This window comes from Neotamlana sargassicola (assembly GCF_020523965.1).
Classification (GTDB): Bacteria; Bacteroidota; Bacteroidia; order Flavobacteriales; family Flavobacteriaceae; genus Neotamlana; species Neotamlana sargassicola.
Genome location: NZ_JAJAPX010000003.1, coordinates 99,946 through 115,034, shown reverse-complemented (window position 1 = coordinate 115,034; position 15,089 = coordinate 99,946). Strand labels below are relative to the sequence as shown.

General features: G+C 33.7%; 16 protein-coding genes. 8 read left to right on the top strand and 8 right to left on the bottom strand.

Going from position 1 to position 15,089, the window contains the following annotated elements; all coding sequences use genetic code 11:
- Positions 1-106: 106 nt before the first annotated feature.
- On the top strand, positions 107-1,000 hold the full coding sequence (locus tag LG651_RS08465) for a hypothetical protein (protein ID WP_226695706.1): 894 nt from the start codon (positions 107-109) through the stop codon (positions 998-1,000).
- Here LG651_RS08465 and LG651_RS08460 read toward each other — a convergent pair.
- Positions 993-1,535 carry a Smr/MutS family protein gene (locus LG651_RS08460; protein ID WP_226695705.1) on the bottom strand — a complete coding sequence of 181 codons (543 nt, stop codon included), beginning with the start codon at positions 1,533-1,535 and terminating at the stop codon, positions 993-995. The two genes, LG651_RS08465 and LG651_RS08460, sit on opposite strands and share 8 nt — an antisense overlap.
- A gap of 5 nt (positions 1,536-1,540) precedes the next feature.
- Positions 1,541-1,735, bottom strand: coding sequence for a hypothetical protein (locus tag LG651_RS08455; protein ID WP_226695704.1), 195 nt, complete (start codon positions 1,733-1,735; stop codon positions 1,541-1,543).
- Positions 1,736-1,902: 167 nt separating this feature from the next.
- Between LG651_RS08455 and LG651_RS08450 the strand changes: the two genes are divergently transcribed.
- The 3 genes from LG651_RS08450 to LG651_RS08440 are packed head-to-tail and all read left to right on the top strand — an operon-like array spanning position 1,903 to position 4,393.
- Complete coding sequence (locus LG651_RS08450; protein WP_226695703.1) at positions 1,903-3,678, top strand: T9SS type A sorting domain-containing protein; 1,776 nt, start codon at positions 1,903-1,905, stop codon at positions 3,676-3,678.
- Positions 3,679-3,732: 54 nt separating this feature from the next.
- Entirely contained in the window at positions 3,733-4,014 is a 282-nt protein-coding gene (locus tag LG651_RS08445) for a DUF2752 domain-containing protein (RefSeq protein ID WP_226695702.1), read from the top strand.
- Between the two features lie 16 nt (positions 4,015-4,030).
- Positions 4,031-4,393 carry a CCC motif membrane protein gene (locus LG651_RS08440; protein ID WP_226695701.1) on the top strand — a complete coding sequence of 121 codons (363 nt, stop codon included), beginning with the start codon at positions 4,031-4,033 and terminating at the stop codon, positions 4,391-4,393.
- Between the two features lie 78 nt (positions 4,394-4,471).
- Here the strand turns inward: LG651_RS08440 and rocD are convergent, their stop codons facing one another.
- Positions 4,472-5,713 (bottom strand): ornithine--oxo-acid transaminase, encoded by a 1,242-nt coding sequence (gene rocD, locus LG651_RS08435; RefSeq protein WP_226695700.1) that lies wholly within the window; start codon positions 5,711-5,713, stop codon positions 4,472-4,474.
- 405 nt (positions 5,714-6,118) lie between these two features.
- Here rocD and rlmD point away from each other — a divergent pair, with 405 nt between their 5' ends.
- Genes rlmD through LG651_RS08420 form a run of 3 tightly spaced genes read left to right on the top strand, consistent with a single transcriptional unit; the run spans position 6,119 to position 8,864 of the window.
- Complete coding sequence (rlmD, locus tag LG651_RS08430) at positions 6,119-7,570, top strand: 23S rRNA (uracil(1939)-C(5))-methyltransferase RlmD (RefSeq protein WP_226695699.1); 1,452 nt, start codon at positions 6,119-6,121, stop codon at positions 7,568-7,570.
- Between the two features lie 3 nt (positions 7,571-7,573).
- Entirely contained in the window at positions 7,574-8,116 is a 543-nt protein-coding gene (locus tag LG651_RS08425) for a DUF6452 family protein (RefSeq protein ID WP_226695698.1), read from the top strand.
- Positions 8,088-8,864, top strand: coding sequence for a DUF6048 family protein (locus LG651_RS08420; protein WP_226695697.1), 777 nt, complete (start codon positions 8,088-8,090; stop codon positions 8,862-8,864). Before LG651_RS08425 ends, LG651_RS08420 begins: the two co-directional genes overlap by 29 nt.
- A 70-nt stretch (positions 8,865-8,934) precedes the next feature.
- Here the strand turns inward: LG651_RS08420 and glyA are convergent, their stop codons facing one another.
- Positions 8,935-10,206, bottom strand: coding sequence for a serine hydroxymethyltransferase (gene glyA, locus LG651_RS08415; RefSeq protein ID WP_226695696.1), 1,272 nt, complete (start codon positions 10,204-10,206; stop codon positions 8,935-8,937).
- Positions 10,207-10,408: 202 nt separating this feature from the next.
- On the opposite strand from glyA, the gene fahA reads away from it, so the two are divergent.
- The gene (gene fahA, locus LG651_RS08410; RefSeq protein ID WP_226695695.1) at positions 10,409-11,692 is read left to right on the top strand and encodes a fumarylacetoacetase; all 1,284 of its coding nucleotides are present in this window, start codon (positions 10,409-10,411) and stop codon (positions 11,690-11,692) included.
- A gap of 104 nt (positions 11,693-11,796) precedes the next feature.
- On the opposite strand, the gene LG651_RS08405 is transcribed toward fahA, so the two are convergent.
- The 4 genes from LG651_RS08405 to LG651_RS08390 form a co-directional block, all read right to left on the bottom strand.
- Positions 11,797-13,482 (bottom strand): RluA family pseudouridine synthase, encoded by a 1,686-nt coding sequence (locus LG651_RS08405; protein ID WP_226695694.1) that lies wholly within the window; start codon positions 13,480-13,482, stop codon positions 11,797-11,799.
- Positions 13,469-13,876: a gamma-glutamylcyclotransferase family protein gene (locus tag LG651_RS08400; protein WP_226695693.1), complete on the bottom strand. Its 408-nt coding sequence runs from the start codon at positions 13,874-13,876 to the stop codon at positions 13,469-13,471. Before LG651_RS08400 ends, LG651_RS08405 begins: the two co-directional genes overlap by 14 nt.
- Before the next feature lie 12 nt (positions 13,877-13,888).
- Positions 13,889-14,278, bottom strand: coding sequence for a bacillithiol system redox-active protein YtxJ (ytxJ, locus tag LG651_RS08395; RefSeq protein WP_226695692.1), 390 nt, complete (start codon positions 14,276-14,278; stop codon positions 13,889-13,891).
- A gap of 111 nt (positions 14,279-14,389) precedes the next feature.
- Complete coding sequence (locus LG651_RS08390) at positions 14,390-15,085, bottom strand: T9SS type A sorting domain-containing protein (protein ID WP_226695691.1); 696 nt, start codon at positions 15,083-15,085, stop codon at positions 14,390-14,392.
- Positions 15,086-15,089 lie beyond the last annotated feature (4 nt).

The window sequence follows — 15,089 nt, the reverse complement described above, 5'->3', positions numbered from 1 at the left end:
AACTTTTGTTAAAAGTAAACCTCAAAAATACTTCAAATAAAATTATTATCAATAAGCTGCGTTATAAATAACAATTCTATTATTTTTGCTTTAAAATTTAAGTATAATGCGTAAGCCTTTTTTATATATTTTCTCTTTTTGTTTATTAACCATTTGGTCTTGCGACGATGGCGATATTTTAGACTTTGAATTTGAATTTGATGAAGAATTTGAATACTGCGAAGGCGTTAGCGATTTGGTGCTTTACAAAACAAAAACCGATCCATCGGAGTCTATGTCTTTACTTATTACTGATTATGAATTGGACGACCTTTTAGATGTTGGAGACGATAATTCTTTATCTCTTGAAGATGTAGATGCCTCTTTTACCTACAGAAGTTACTACGACACTAGTATTGATGATATTTTTTGTAACGAAATACCAACCAATTTAAACATTAATATTGATGAAACTGATGATGTTTTATTAGATATTGTAACTGTTTTAACTGCCTATGATGATGATGACATAGACTCGGAACTAGAAGATATTAACGGGGATGGCGATTTAACGAATGATGATACAGATGGCGATGGCATACCAAATTACTTAGATGCAGATGATGATGGCGACAACGTTTTAACAGCCGATGAAAACCCAGATCCAGATGGAGATGGTGATTTAAGTGACGCCCAAGATACCGATGAAGATGGCATACCAGATTATTTAGATAATGACGATGATGCCGACGGTGTTTTAACTAGAGATGAAGAAAACGACTCTGCAGACCAAAACCCAACCAACGATCTAACAGACGGTGTAACTCCAGATTATTTAAACGACCTAATAACAAACACAATACCCGCAACAGCATATCGATCAAACACCTATTACACAAGTTATTATATTACTTTAGATATAAAAGAAATTGGTATAAGTATACTGTCTCAAGACACACTAGATTTTGGTTACATGACAGAAGGTCCAGATTCTGTAACTACAACACCAGATTTTAATTAACATTCTGAAAAATGTAAACCTCGGTAGCTCCTAAACCATACTTTTGGTAATTGGCATCATAATATTTCACATTGTCGTATCTACCAAACAAGTATTCAAGTTCTAATTTTAAAACGCCCTCGCCTACACCGTGAATAAACACAATTTTTTGTATGCGTTTGGCAATGGCAAAGTCTAACTTACGCCTTGCGGTATCTAACTGCAAGGTTAGCATATCATGATTGGTCATACCTCGAGTAGATGGCACTAACTGGTGAATGTGCAAATCAACCTCCATTGTTGGCTCAAATTTAGCCTTACCTTTTTTTACAGGAGATGCTTTACGCTTTTTCTCTTCCTTTTCCGCTAAATTAAAATTTGAAGTTAACGATTGCTTACTAAATTCGTTTTTTTGCTTTATTAAATCTGATGCATCAAAATCTATTAAAAATCCGTCGTCAGTTTCAATAGTTATAGTTTGCCCAATAATTTTTTTTACAGCGCCTTGTAAATCTTCATCTAAAACCAGAACTATATCACCTAACTTAAAACTCATCTTACTTAATTTTTATCTTGATAGAATTCATCAGAATCATCTGTTGTTTTGCTAGAAATACTTCTAGAAATGCGATAAGCACCAACCATTAATAAAACAATACCTGCAATTAAAATAAATTGGTTTTGGTTGGCATCTGCCTTTGCATACATTGCAATAATGGCTCCAATAATTATAATTATATAATTTAAGTATTTCATTAAAAAAGTAACTTTATTATAAAATAATTTAAAAATAATACTTTTTAAGGTCTAGAGAAGCGATTCTAAATAAATTCCAATTAATTTTTTTAATTACTTGATTGTTTGGCAATAATAAAAATTTTATATACTTTTACTTACAATTAACGCAATTAAACCTGTCAAAAATGCATTACAAAGCTTTTTTATTAATAGTACTTATTAGTCATTTAAGTTTTTCACAACTATCTATCCGAAATAATGCATATGTTTATGTTAACAATGAGCTTGTTTTTGTAGAAGATGATATAAATTTAAATGAAGCCGCAAGTACAGTTTATCTAAGAAATGAAGCCCAAATAATACAAGGTACGGGAACCACCGGCAACTCCGGAGTTGGAGAGCTCAGTATTTACCAAAATGGTAATGTAGGTGCTTATGAATATAATTACTGGTGCTCACCAATTGGGAGTAAGACAAGTAACAATAACAATAACCCCTTTGGAGCTACTTTTTTAAACGATATTGTAGACGCTACAAACTCTACTCCTGCAGTTGTTTCTCATAACCCTGGTTATAATGGCACTGCAAATCCTTTAGATATAGAAATGTATTGGATTTGGAAATACATAGCCTCCGATGAATACTCAGACTGGATACATGTAACAAACACTGTTGGTATTAACCCTGGAGAAGGCTTTACTATGAAAGGTACTGTTGGCACTAGTGCCAACAACCCCGGCGACAACCAAAACTACGATTTTCGTGGCAAACCCAATACAGGAGACATTGGTGTTAGTGTTTTAGCAAATCAATTTACTTTAGTTGGAAATCCTTATCCATCGGCTCTAGATGCAAGAGCCTATATTTGGGACACTAATAATCAATCCACTATAACAGGAACATTATATTACTGGGAACAAAACCCTACAATTAACTCGCATAATATTAAACAATACGATGGTGGTTATGCATCTTATACCATAGATGCTACTGGAACTGTAGAAACCTATACTCCTGCTACTTTTAGAACCTATGATGGAGAAGGCAATATTAATGGCACTAGCGGAACTATACCTTCTGGAAAAACTCCAAGACGATACATTCCTGTTGGTCAAGGATTTATGGTAGAAGGCATTGCCACTGGAGATGCTATCGCCAGAAATTCTCATCGCGTATTCGAAAAAGAAACATCAGCAGATAGTGAGTTTTTTAAAACAAATAAAAAAAATAAAAACGAAACTCCTAATGCCTATCATGAAGTTCCTGAAGATTATAAACGATTTAGATTAAACATTGATTTCGATAATAAATATACCAGGCAAATAGTTGAAACCCTTCATCCCACTGCTACTATTGGTTTTGATTACGGATTAGAATCTAAAATTAATAAAAATGACATTTTAGCTTCTGATGCCTACTGGATTCCACAAGGTAAAACTTTTATAGCAGAAGCATTACCATACGATGAATCTAGACCGATTCCACTTGGTATAAAACTCCAGAATAACATGCCAATTACAGTTAGAATTACTGATATTCAAAATTTTAATGAGTCTCAACCTATTTTTTTACACGACAATGTAACCAATTTGTACTATGATTTAAGAACTCAAAATTTTGATATAAATTTAGATAAAGGCACATACCACAACCGTTTTGAAATCACTTTTACCAACAAAACGTTAAATACCGAAGACGAAGCCACTTTTACCAACTTAAACATTTACCAAAACAACACTACCGCAGAACTTAACCTTACAAACCCGAACTTATTAAATGTTAAAAGTCTAACTGTTTTTGATATTTCTGGGAAACAAGTTTTAAACTACTCTATTTTTAAAGCAGAACCTGAATACAGTTTCAGCACCCAAAATATTAGTGATGGAATTTATGTTGCCAAAATAACTTTAGAGTCACAACAAACAATGAGCAAAAAAATAGCCATTAAGCATAAAAAATAAGCATCCATCTTTTTTCTAATATAGTTTTATTACATTTAACGTATAAACTAATTTATGGAAAAATATATGTTGCCTTGCCTAACCAAAAAGCTTATGGGGATAGACTGTCCTGGTTGCGGTATTCAACGCGCAACACTTTTACTTTTTAAAGGAGAATTTACTGCTGCATTTCATATGTATCCTGCCATATATCCTATGGCATTATTTTTTATTTTTCTAATTTTAAATAGCTTTACAACCATTAAAAACGGAGAAAAAATTAAATTACTTTTAGGAGTTTTAGCTTTTCTAACAGCTATAATTAACTATGTTTTAAAAATGTTTCTTATTCATTAACTAATCTAATTAACCTATGCAAAAACTTAACACAACACTTGTAATTATTTTATCTATACTTGGTATATTATGTTGCTGTGTGTATGGACTAGGTACCGTGGCAGCAATTATAGCCATTGTAATAGCCAATAAAGAACTTAAAAAATATAATGAAAACCCAGAAGCCTATAGCAACTATTCTGCTATGAAAAATGCAAAAACATTTGCCATTGTTTCTTTAATAATATCTTTAATAGGACTTGCTTTTATTGTTTGGACATTAATTAATCCTTGTGCTTTCTTCGATTGGTATATAGGGTTAATTGAAGGAAATCCTAATATACCCGCAGAATCTATGGAGCAAATTTACGAAGCTGCAGAAAGAGCTGGGTGTAAATAATAATACTTTACATCTCAACAGAAATAAAAATCCCACGCCTTGGCGTGGGATTTTTATTTGTATAGTTGTTACTAATTACTACTCAAAATCTTTTAAGGTTTTTACAATAATAGCTACGCATTTACACAGTTGTGCTTCATTCATAACTAAAGGAGGTGCAAACCTAATAATATTACCATGAGTTGGTTTAGCTAGCAGTCCGTTATCACGTAAAGCCAAGCAAATATTCCAAGCTGTATCGCTATCTTCATCATCATTAATTACAATGGCATTTAGCAAACCTTTACCACGAACTAAGTTAACAATATTACTGTTTTTAATATATTTATTTATTTCGGCACGAAATAATTCACCTAAAACTTCAGCATTTTCGGCTAATTTTTCATCTTTTACAACCTCAAGAGCCGCAATAGCAACAGCTGCAGCCACAGGGTTACCACCAAATGTACTACCATGGTTTCCGGGTTTTATAACATTCATAACATTGTTATTAGCCAAAACAGCAGAAACCGGATAAACACCTCCGCTAATAGCTTTACCTAAAATTAACACATCGGGAGTAACATTTTCATGGTGTACAGCTAATAACTTTCCTGTTCTAGCAATACCAGTTTGTACCTCATCTGCAATAAAAAGTACATTATATTTTTCACAAAGTGCTTTAGCTTTAGCCAAATAACCTTCAGTCGGTACATAAACACCTGCTTCACCTTGAATAGGCTCAACTAAAAAGCCAGCTACATTTGGGTTGTTTTTAAAAGCCTTTTCAAGTGCCTCTAAATCATCATAATCTATCTTAATAAACCCGTTAGTATAAGGTCCAAAGTTTTTACGAGCAACAGGGTCGTTACTAAACGAAATTATAGTTGTAGTACGCCCATGAAAATTGTTTTTACAAACCACAATTTCCGCTTCATTCTCATCAATGCCTTTAACCTCGTAAGCCCATTTTCTACAAATTTTTAGCGCTGTTTCAACCGCTTCTGCACCTGTATTCATGGGTAATAACTTATCAAAACCAAAAAATTCGCAAGCAAATTTCTCGTATTTGCCTAACATATCATTGTAAAAAGCACGCGATGTTAAGGTTAATTTTTGTGCTTGCTCTACCATGGCACCTACAATTTTCGGGTGACAATGTCCTTGGTTTACTGCAGAATATGCCGATAAAAAATCGAAATACTGCTTCCCTTCTACATCCCAAACATACACACCTTCTCCTTTAGTTAAAACCACAGGTAACGGGTGGTAATTGTGCGCTCCATACTCGTTTTCTAAATCTATCGCTTGTTGCGACGTTAATTGCTCTAAAACAGCCATCTTAATTGAATTTAAATTGATAAAATAAATTCCTTCTGTACCTTTATTTTTTCGGTTTCCCAACAAGTTTTGGGGCGAAAAAGCAGCGTGGGAGAGAAATCATCCCTGGATAGACGTGCAATTTAATAAATATTCATATTTTATTTGGGTGCAACCCTATTATTTTTTCAACAAATAATAGCGTCAGGCTTTACACTATATCTTTTTTGTGTTAAAGTTTCTGCCTTATAAACAGCTTCAAATTAACATTATAATTATCGTATTTAATTAAAATTAATGGCACAAAAAAGGATGCCGTTTCAATCCTTTGCACGAATGCAGTCATTTATCAAACAAATTATCAAAATCAAAAAAAATTAATAAGTCAAAATATAAAAATAGCTGTGGCTTCATTACTTTTGCAGCATGCCAAGAAGAGAACGAAATAAATTTGTAAAACGCGGACAAGTCATCGAAATACTAATCGAAGACTACGCCTTTGGTGGTAAAGGTATTGGCCGTATTAGGAATGAACATGGTGAATTTGTGGTTTTTGTACCAAATACATTACCAGGGCAATTAGTAAAGGCTCAAGTAAAAAAAGCGAGCAAAAAATATGCTGAATGCAAATTGTTTGAAGTTTTAAAATCGTCTGACGATGAAATTGATAGCCCATACCAAGATATTCCGGGTGCGCCTTACATAAAATTACCCATCGAAAAACAACACGAGTATAAAAAACAAAGTACACTCCAATTGTTTAAGCGTATTGGTAAAGTAGCAGATATCGATGATAAATTCGATGAGTTCATAAACTCACCAAACACTTTTCACTACCGCAATAAAATGGAATATGGCTTTTCTGCCATTGGCTACAACCACGAGTTAAAAACCGATGTAGATGAGTTTACTTTAGGGTTTAAAAAACGAGGTACTTGGTGGTGTGGCGATAATTTAAATAATGATTCTGGTTTATTTGATGCAGAACTTGAGAACAACCTTAAAAATGTAAGAGCATATTGCCAAAACACAGGTTTAGCGCCTTGGCACGCGCCAAAAAAAGAAGGTTTTTTTAGGTATTTCGTAGTTCGTAAATCGTACAAAACCAACAAATTATTATTTAACCTAGTAACTACATCTTACGATTTACCAAAGTTTAGTTTAAACAAATTTGCCGAGTATTTAACCGAATTATTTGGCAATCGAGTTGCTGGCTTTTTACATACTATAAATGATGAAATTGGAGATCGCACCATTGCCACTACAGGGAGCATTGAGTTAATTTACGGTGAGGACAAAATAGTTGAAGAGTTATTAGGATTAAACTTCGAAATTAGCATGAAAAGCTTTTTTCAAACCAATCCAAAGAGTGCAGAAAAACTATACAGTAAAGTTGTAGAATATGTACTTGAAAAACAGGAAGCTGTAGATAATTCTGTAGTTTTAGATTTGTTTTGCGGCACAGGAACCATCGGGCAAATAATTGCTAACAAAGCCAATAACACCAAAATTGTAGGTGTTGATATTGTGGCATCTGCTATTGAAGATGCTAAAGAAAACGCTAAACGTAACAACATTGAAGGCTTAAAGTTTTATGCAGCCGATGTTGGTAAGTTCCTAACCGAACATCCTGAGTATAAAAATAAAATTAGGACTATAGTTTTAGACCCTGCCCGGGCAGGAATTGCTCCTAAAACTCTAAAAAAAATAATAAACCTAAATGCAGAACGTTTGGTTTATGTATCTTGTAATCCGGCTACCCAAGCTAGAGATACCGAACAATTAATGCAATCGGGTTACCAAATAAAAAAAATAAGTTTAGTAGACCAGTTTCCACACACAGCACATATTGAAACTGTAGTTTTATTCGAAAAATAATTTATGAAGAAAACCATATTTTTTATAATACTTATAGTTGCTTTAGCCATAAGCTGCGAGAAAGATGATATTTGCGCCGAAGACACTTCTACAACACCACGATTAGTTATAGATTTATACGATGCTTCCAGTCCTGAAGATTTAGAATACGCCTACGATATATTAATTTATGGTATTGGTAGTGGCGCTGACAGCGTTCTTACAGATTACGAAATTGCCGATGTTAATCAATTGGTTTTACCTTTAAAAACTGATGAATCTCCAACACAATTTGTACTCATATCTGATGCTTATTTAGATGATAATGGTACAGAAGATGACGATTCGGACGACTTTTACGATGGTAGTAACAGAGACACTATTACGGTTGGCTATGTGCTTTCTGAAGAATATGTTTCCAGAGCCTGTGGTTACAGAACAATTTACACAAATATAACCTTAACCATAGAATCAGATGATGATAACTGGTTACTATCTAGAACACCTTTAACAGACGATCAAATTATTGATGACGAAGATGAAGCACACTTTAGCATTACACATTAGTATAGCATTTTTTTTGTTAGTGCTTTGTGCTAAAACCCAAGCACAAAACAATCAAAATCCGCCAAAACCAAAACCGGAAAAAGAACTAGTAAAAAAAACTAACGATACGGTAATTAAAACATCCGATTCTACCGCTGTAAAATTAAAATATGGCTTACGTGCAGGTGTCGACCTAAGTAAATTACTGCGTTCTTATTTAGATGAAGATTATAGCGGTTTTGAAATTTTAGCAGATTACAGACTAAAACCAAACCTATACATTGCCGGAGAACTAGGTTTTGAAGATAAAACAACCGTTTCCGACTATCTAGATGTTACAAGTAAAGGGTCTTACTTAAAAACGGGTATCGATTTAAATGCCTACCAAAATTGGTTAGACATGGACAACATGATTTATTTTGGCTTTCGAGTTGGTGCGAGTACTTTTAACCAAACAGTTAATAGCTTTACTATTTATGCAACAGACCAATATTGGGCACCTCAACTTACATCGACCGACGCTACAGAATACAGCGGATTAACTGCTTTTTGGGGTGAAATTATGCTTGGTTTTAAAGTAGAACTTTTAACAAATCTATACTTAGGAGCGAACGTACAATTAAAGTTTTTAGCTAGCGAATCGAGTATCGATAATTTTGAAGTACTCTACATTCCTGGTTACGGTAAAACCTATGATAGCGGCCTTATTGGCGCTGGATATAGCTATTTTTTAAGTTACCGTATTCCTCTTTACAAAAAAAGTAAATAACATACCGAATTACTACCAAATAAAAAACCCTGCGAATTAGCAGGGTTTTTTAATTTATATTTTACTCAACTTAAACAAACAAAGGCTTGTCTTTCATCATAGCATTAACTTTATCTTTTACAGCTTCTAAAGTCGCTTCATCTTCAAAGTTTGTTATTACTTCGTCAATTAAATCAACAATAGCAACCATATCAGTTTCTTTTAAACCTCTTGTTGTAATTGCTGCAGCACCCAAACGAATACCAGAAGTAACAAATGGCGATTTATCATCAAAAGGCACCATGTTTTTATTTACCGTAATATCTGCTTTTACTAAAGCTTGTTCGGCATCTTTACCAGATACATTTTTATTACGCAAATCAATTAACATACAGTGGTTGTCTGTGCCACCTGAAATTATCTTGTAATCTTTGGCAACTAAAGCATCTGCCATAGCGCTTGCATTTTTCTTAACTTGTAACTGGTAATGTAAAAAATCTTCGGTTAAAGCTTCACCAAAAGCAATAGCTTTAGCAGCAATAATGTGCTCTAACGGACCACCTTGATTTCCTGGGAATACCGCAGAATCTAAAAGCGACGACATTTTGCGTAAGCTTCCGTTTTTTAACTTAATTCCAAATGGGTTTTCAAAATCTTTCCCCATCATAATCATACCTCCGCGTGGTCCACGCAAAGTTTTGTGCGTAGTTGTTGTTACAATATGACAATGTGGTAACGGATCGTTTAAAATACCTTTAGCTATTAGTCCTGCTGGATGTGAAATATCTGCCATTAAAATAGCACCAACGCTATCAGCAATAACTCTAAATCGTTCAAAATCAATATCACGAGAATAAGCAGAAGCACCAGCAATAATTAATTTTGGTTGTTCTTTGGTTGCAATCTCTTGAATTTTATCATAGTTTAAAACCCCTGTTTCTTCTTCTACTCCATAAAAAACTGGACTATATAATTTACCAGAAAAGTTTACTGGCGAACCATGAGTTAAATGGCCTCCGTGAGATAAATCGAAACCTAAAATTTTATCTCCTGGTTTTAAACAAGCATGATAAACAGCAGTATTAGCCTGACTTCCAGAATGCGGTTGTACGTTTACATATTCGGCACCAAATAATGTTTTAGCTCTATCTATAGCAATTTGCTCAACTTCGTCTACCACTTCGCAACCGCCGTAATAGCGTTTACCTGGATAACCTTCGGCGTATTTATTTGTTAATACAGAACCAGCAGCCTCCATAACTTGTTCACTTACAAAATTCTCGGATGCTATAAGTTCTATACCATGAAGTTGGCGTTCTTTTTCTGCCTGAATGAGTTCAAAAATTTGTTCGTCCCGTTGCATAATATGTAGTTTCTTTTTTATTGAAGTGCAAAAATAGAAAATACATTAATTATAAAAGCCAAAAAACTCATAATTCACTCTAAGTTTTTAACCAAATTATTAACTTTTTAATAAATTTTAATTTTTAATAGTTTTTATTAATTTAAATGAAAATTTTATGTACGTTTGAATAGAGATTTATATAATATTTATACTTTTAGTTATGCCACTTTCAGCCAACAATCCAGATAGAAAGTCGTGGTTACACGTCGATAAAAATTCAGATTTCCCAATTCAAAATATTCCTTTCGGAGTATTTTTAACACGTGATGATATTATTACCATTGGTACACGAATTGGTGATACGGCTATAGATTTAGGGGCTTTACACCAATTAGGTTATTTTGAAGGCATACCCTTAACCGATGATATTTTTCTTCAAGATACTTTAAATGATTTTATTGCCGACGGAAGAAAAACATGGCGTGCCGTTAGAAACCGAATTGCTGAAATTTTTGATGACAATAACGAAACCTTAAAACAGAACAAAAAGCATAAAGAAATTGTACTGTTTAGACTGGATGAAATTGAAATGCAATTACCTGTACAAATTGGAGATTACACCGATTTTTACTCTAGTATTGAACATGCCACAAATGTAGGCACTATGTTTAGAGATCCAGAAAATGCATTGCTTCCAAATTGGTTACATATTCCTGTAGGTTACCATGGCAGAAGCTCGTCGGTTATTCCTTCTGGCATTCCTATACATCGTCCGCAAGGGCAAACTTTACCTGGAGATGCCACAGAACCAATATTTGGACCTAGTAAATTGGTAGATTTCGAATTAGAAATGGCTTTTATTACAACTGCTGCTAACGATTTAGGAGAGCCTATTCCTATTGATGAAGCAGAAGAATACATTTTTGGATTGGTTTTGCTAAACGATTGGAGTGCTCGCGATATTCAAAAATGGGAATATGTGCCTTTAGGGCCGTTTTTAGCTAAAAGTTTTGCTTCGTCTATTTCTCCATGGATTGTCACACTTGATGCTTTAGAGCCTTATCGCGTTGAAAGCCCTAAACCTAAAACTAATCAATTAAAATATTTAAAATATAAAGGCAAAAAGAGTTACGATATAAACTTAGAAGTTGCCATACAACCGCAAGGTGCTAAAGAAACAATAGTTAGCAACTCTAACTTTAAATATATGTACTGGAATATGGTACAACAACTTGCGCACCACACTGTAAATGGTTGCCCTGTAAATTCGGGCGATATGATGGGGAGCGGAACCATTTCTGGCCCTACACCAGATTCTTACGGCTCGATGCTAGAATTGACCTGGAAAGGTGAAAACCCAATTAAAATGGCCGATGGCAGTGAACGTAAATTTATTAATGATAACGATACGGTAATTATGCGTGGTTTTTGTGAAAAGGATGGCACCAGAATTGGTTTTGGTGAAGTTTCAACAAAATTACTGCCTGTTTTTAAGAAGAAATAGTATTCAACGTTTTCTTCAATTTAAAAAAGGGATTAATTATAAAATATTTTTTTTAACACCGAAGAAAATTTAGAACTAAAAGATATTTTAGCCAACCAAGCATTTTAAAATGGCGCCTTACAAGTTATTGCCATTTTAGTTTTACTCACGGGGTGCTCAAACTCTAAATATTCGGCATGTAGCATGAGTCGTTCATCTCGTGTTCCGTATAAATCATCGCCAACAATAGGTGTGTTTAGTCCATCGCTATGTGCCGCATGTACTCGCAATTGATGTGTTCTTCCGGTAACGGGATAAAAATGAATTCGGGTTTTGCCATTAGCAACTTCTACAACTTTAAAAATAGTTTTTGCAGGTTTTCCATGTTCGTAACACACTAATTGTTGCGGACGATTATCTAAATCGACACGAAGTGGTAATTCGATTTCACCTTCTGTTTGAGCGATTTCTCCGTTTAAAACAGCAACATATCGCTTTTTTACAGTTCTGTTTATAAATTGCTTCTGAAGCTTTTTATGAGTGCGTTCGTTTTTAGCAATTAACAAAATACCTGAGGTCGACATATCTAAACGATGGACTAATAACACTTTATTATTTGGTAAATAGTCTTGCATTTTAGTTTGTACCGAAGCTAAACTTGTTTTTCCCGGAACAGATAAAAATTCATGTGGCTTATTAATTAACAATAAATAATCATCTTCAAATAATATTTCTAAAGGTTTATCATGCTTTTTTTCTTCTAAAATTGGATTATCCTCAACAGACAAACCAAGCATCATATGTCCTAAAATAGGTTCACACTTACTACGGCATGACGGATAAAATTGTTTGTGTTTTCTAACCTCAGATTTTGGCGACGCTCCCCACCAAAACTCTGCCATAGCAATAGGTTTTAACTTATTTTCGTAAGCAAACTGAAACAATTTTGGAGCGGCACACTCACCCGCTCCTGCTGGTGGCACACGCAAGGTTGTATTTTTAAAAATATCGAGTAAATCCTTGGTTTCGCCTCTTGAATTTAAAAATTTATATTGTTGATGTATTTTTTTTTGAAGCGCTGCCGATTTTGTTTTTCGACGTTCTTTTAAAGCCTGCAACTTTGTTTCATAGTCTAACAACGCCGATTTATGAAACGCTATTTTTTTCTCACAACCAACCCTTAATTTCTTTAATTTAATGTTGTATTGAATACTTTCATTTTTAAGTTTTTCTAACAAAACTTCGTAAGCCTCAGCCGATAATTTTTCCGCTTCAGTAATTCTTAACTGTTTGCGTTTAGCTTTCTCCTCTTTTATGGTTTGTTTTAAAGCCAGTAAATCAGCTTCATAATTTGCTAAAAGTGCTTTTATTTGCTGTTTAATTTCAATAAAACCTTTGGAAGTTTCAATACGTTCAATCTCATAATTAATTTGGTTTAGCTCCTGCTCTCCTATTTTATAAAACCCATCGGGATCGAGTGTATCGAAAACAGTTGGCACAAACCCGGGAACTTTATTGCTTTCTGCAAGTTTTCCAGAAAAAGCCGCTAAATATCCTAAATCGCCGTCCTGATTTTGCACAACCATAACCCCAAACATTTTACCTATCACTAAACCTTCAGCCTTGGGTTTTAGCCCGAAATTATGATTTAAATCGGCCATTTCTAAATAAGTTTGCAAATCCTTAGCAGCCAAAACACTCAATTCATGCGGCGTGTAATAAAATGGAAACGTAAATTTTTCTGGTAATTGCGAAGATCTCTTTAAATTTAGAGTATGAAAAAAAGTATTGCTAAAATTAAAATGCGCCATGGTTTAAAAAATCGCCAGACAAAATACGTGTAGCTTCATCTGTTTTTTGATTGTAAATATACATCCAAGCCATATAATCAATCCCTTTTTCGGTGTAAATTCTATTTTTTTGTCTGATAAATAAACTAGAAGATGCATTATTACTGTTGTAGCCTTCATAGTCATCTAAATGAGAGAGCACGTTGTTATTATCATGCAACTTCACTAAAGTTCCATAAATTTTTTCGCTTTCGTTTTCGCTTAAAACTGCTCCTGGAAACCAAGTTATTTTATAAAGTTTTCCAAAACAATATGCTGGACCAAGGTTTGTTGAATTCGCTATTAAAAATTTGGACATAGAATTATTGACACTTTGCAACAATGTCCCATAAACAAAAAGATAATTAGAAACCAATTTGTGCTTTTTTTAAATAAACTGTGCTAAGTCCAAATCGTTAATGGCACCATGAGAATCGTGAGCAACAGCTACGCCATTTTTAATTACAATTAATTGCGGGGATTGATGCATAACTTGAAATTTATAACCAACTTCATTAGAAACTTCTCTGTAATTCAACAAGTCCAAATAATATAAATCGGCTTGAGCTTCACTAAACCTATAACTGTTTTTAAAACCTCTTAAAACCATACTGCTTATGCCACAACGCGTAGAATGTTTAAAAATAATTTGTGGTTTTGTTTTCGATTTTTTTTCAATTAAATCGAGTTGTTCCAAATCACTTAAAGGAATCCAGGGCAATGCATTTTCCTCTTTTTCTTCGTTACTTCCACCAAATATTTTATTAAATAATCCCATTATATGCTTTTAATTATATCAGTCATAAAAACCAAAATTCCTTACAAAAATTAAAAAAATAAGGTAGAAACCGAAATTTCTACCTTTTTAATTTGTAAGAATTAAATCCAGTTAATTAACAACTACCTTTCTAATTAAATTTTTATTGTTTTCGGCATCTATCCTAAGTAAATAAATACCTTTTGTTAAATTAGAAACATTAATCTCATAATTTTTAATAGGTACATTTACCACTTTACCTAGCACAGAGTATAAAGCCAAACGTTCTATATTTAAACCATTAGATTGCACAAAAATCATTTTTTGCGCAGGATTTGGATAAACTTGAATACTGCGGCTTAAAGTTATGTTATCTGTATTACTTAATGTAAGGTCATCTTGAACATCTCCAGATAAATTCCCATTACTTTCTGTAAGCGTTCCTCCGCAAGAACCAGTCGTGTCTATCCAGGTTCCTAAGTTTAAACTTGGCGGATTTGGTGAAGATGCCGTTTCGTTGTGATAAACTACAACAGCATCAGAAAAATCAATATTATTTTGCACTAATAAAATTTCCCAGCGACTTTGTGCCTCATTCCAAGCAATTCGAAATTCACATGCACCTGCCGAACAAGGCTGATCTCCAGAAATTGGGTTAGATTGATAATAATTTCTTCCTGTTGCATCTGTTCCTTCTAATATTAAATTATATTCATTAGGCGCATTAGTTGTAAATGAGCTTGCACATGCAAAAAAAGTAATTTGCGAAAACCCAACATTGCAAAAAAATAATAGTAACAATGCTAAAATTAAGTAGTTTTTTTTCATTGGT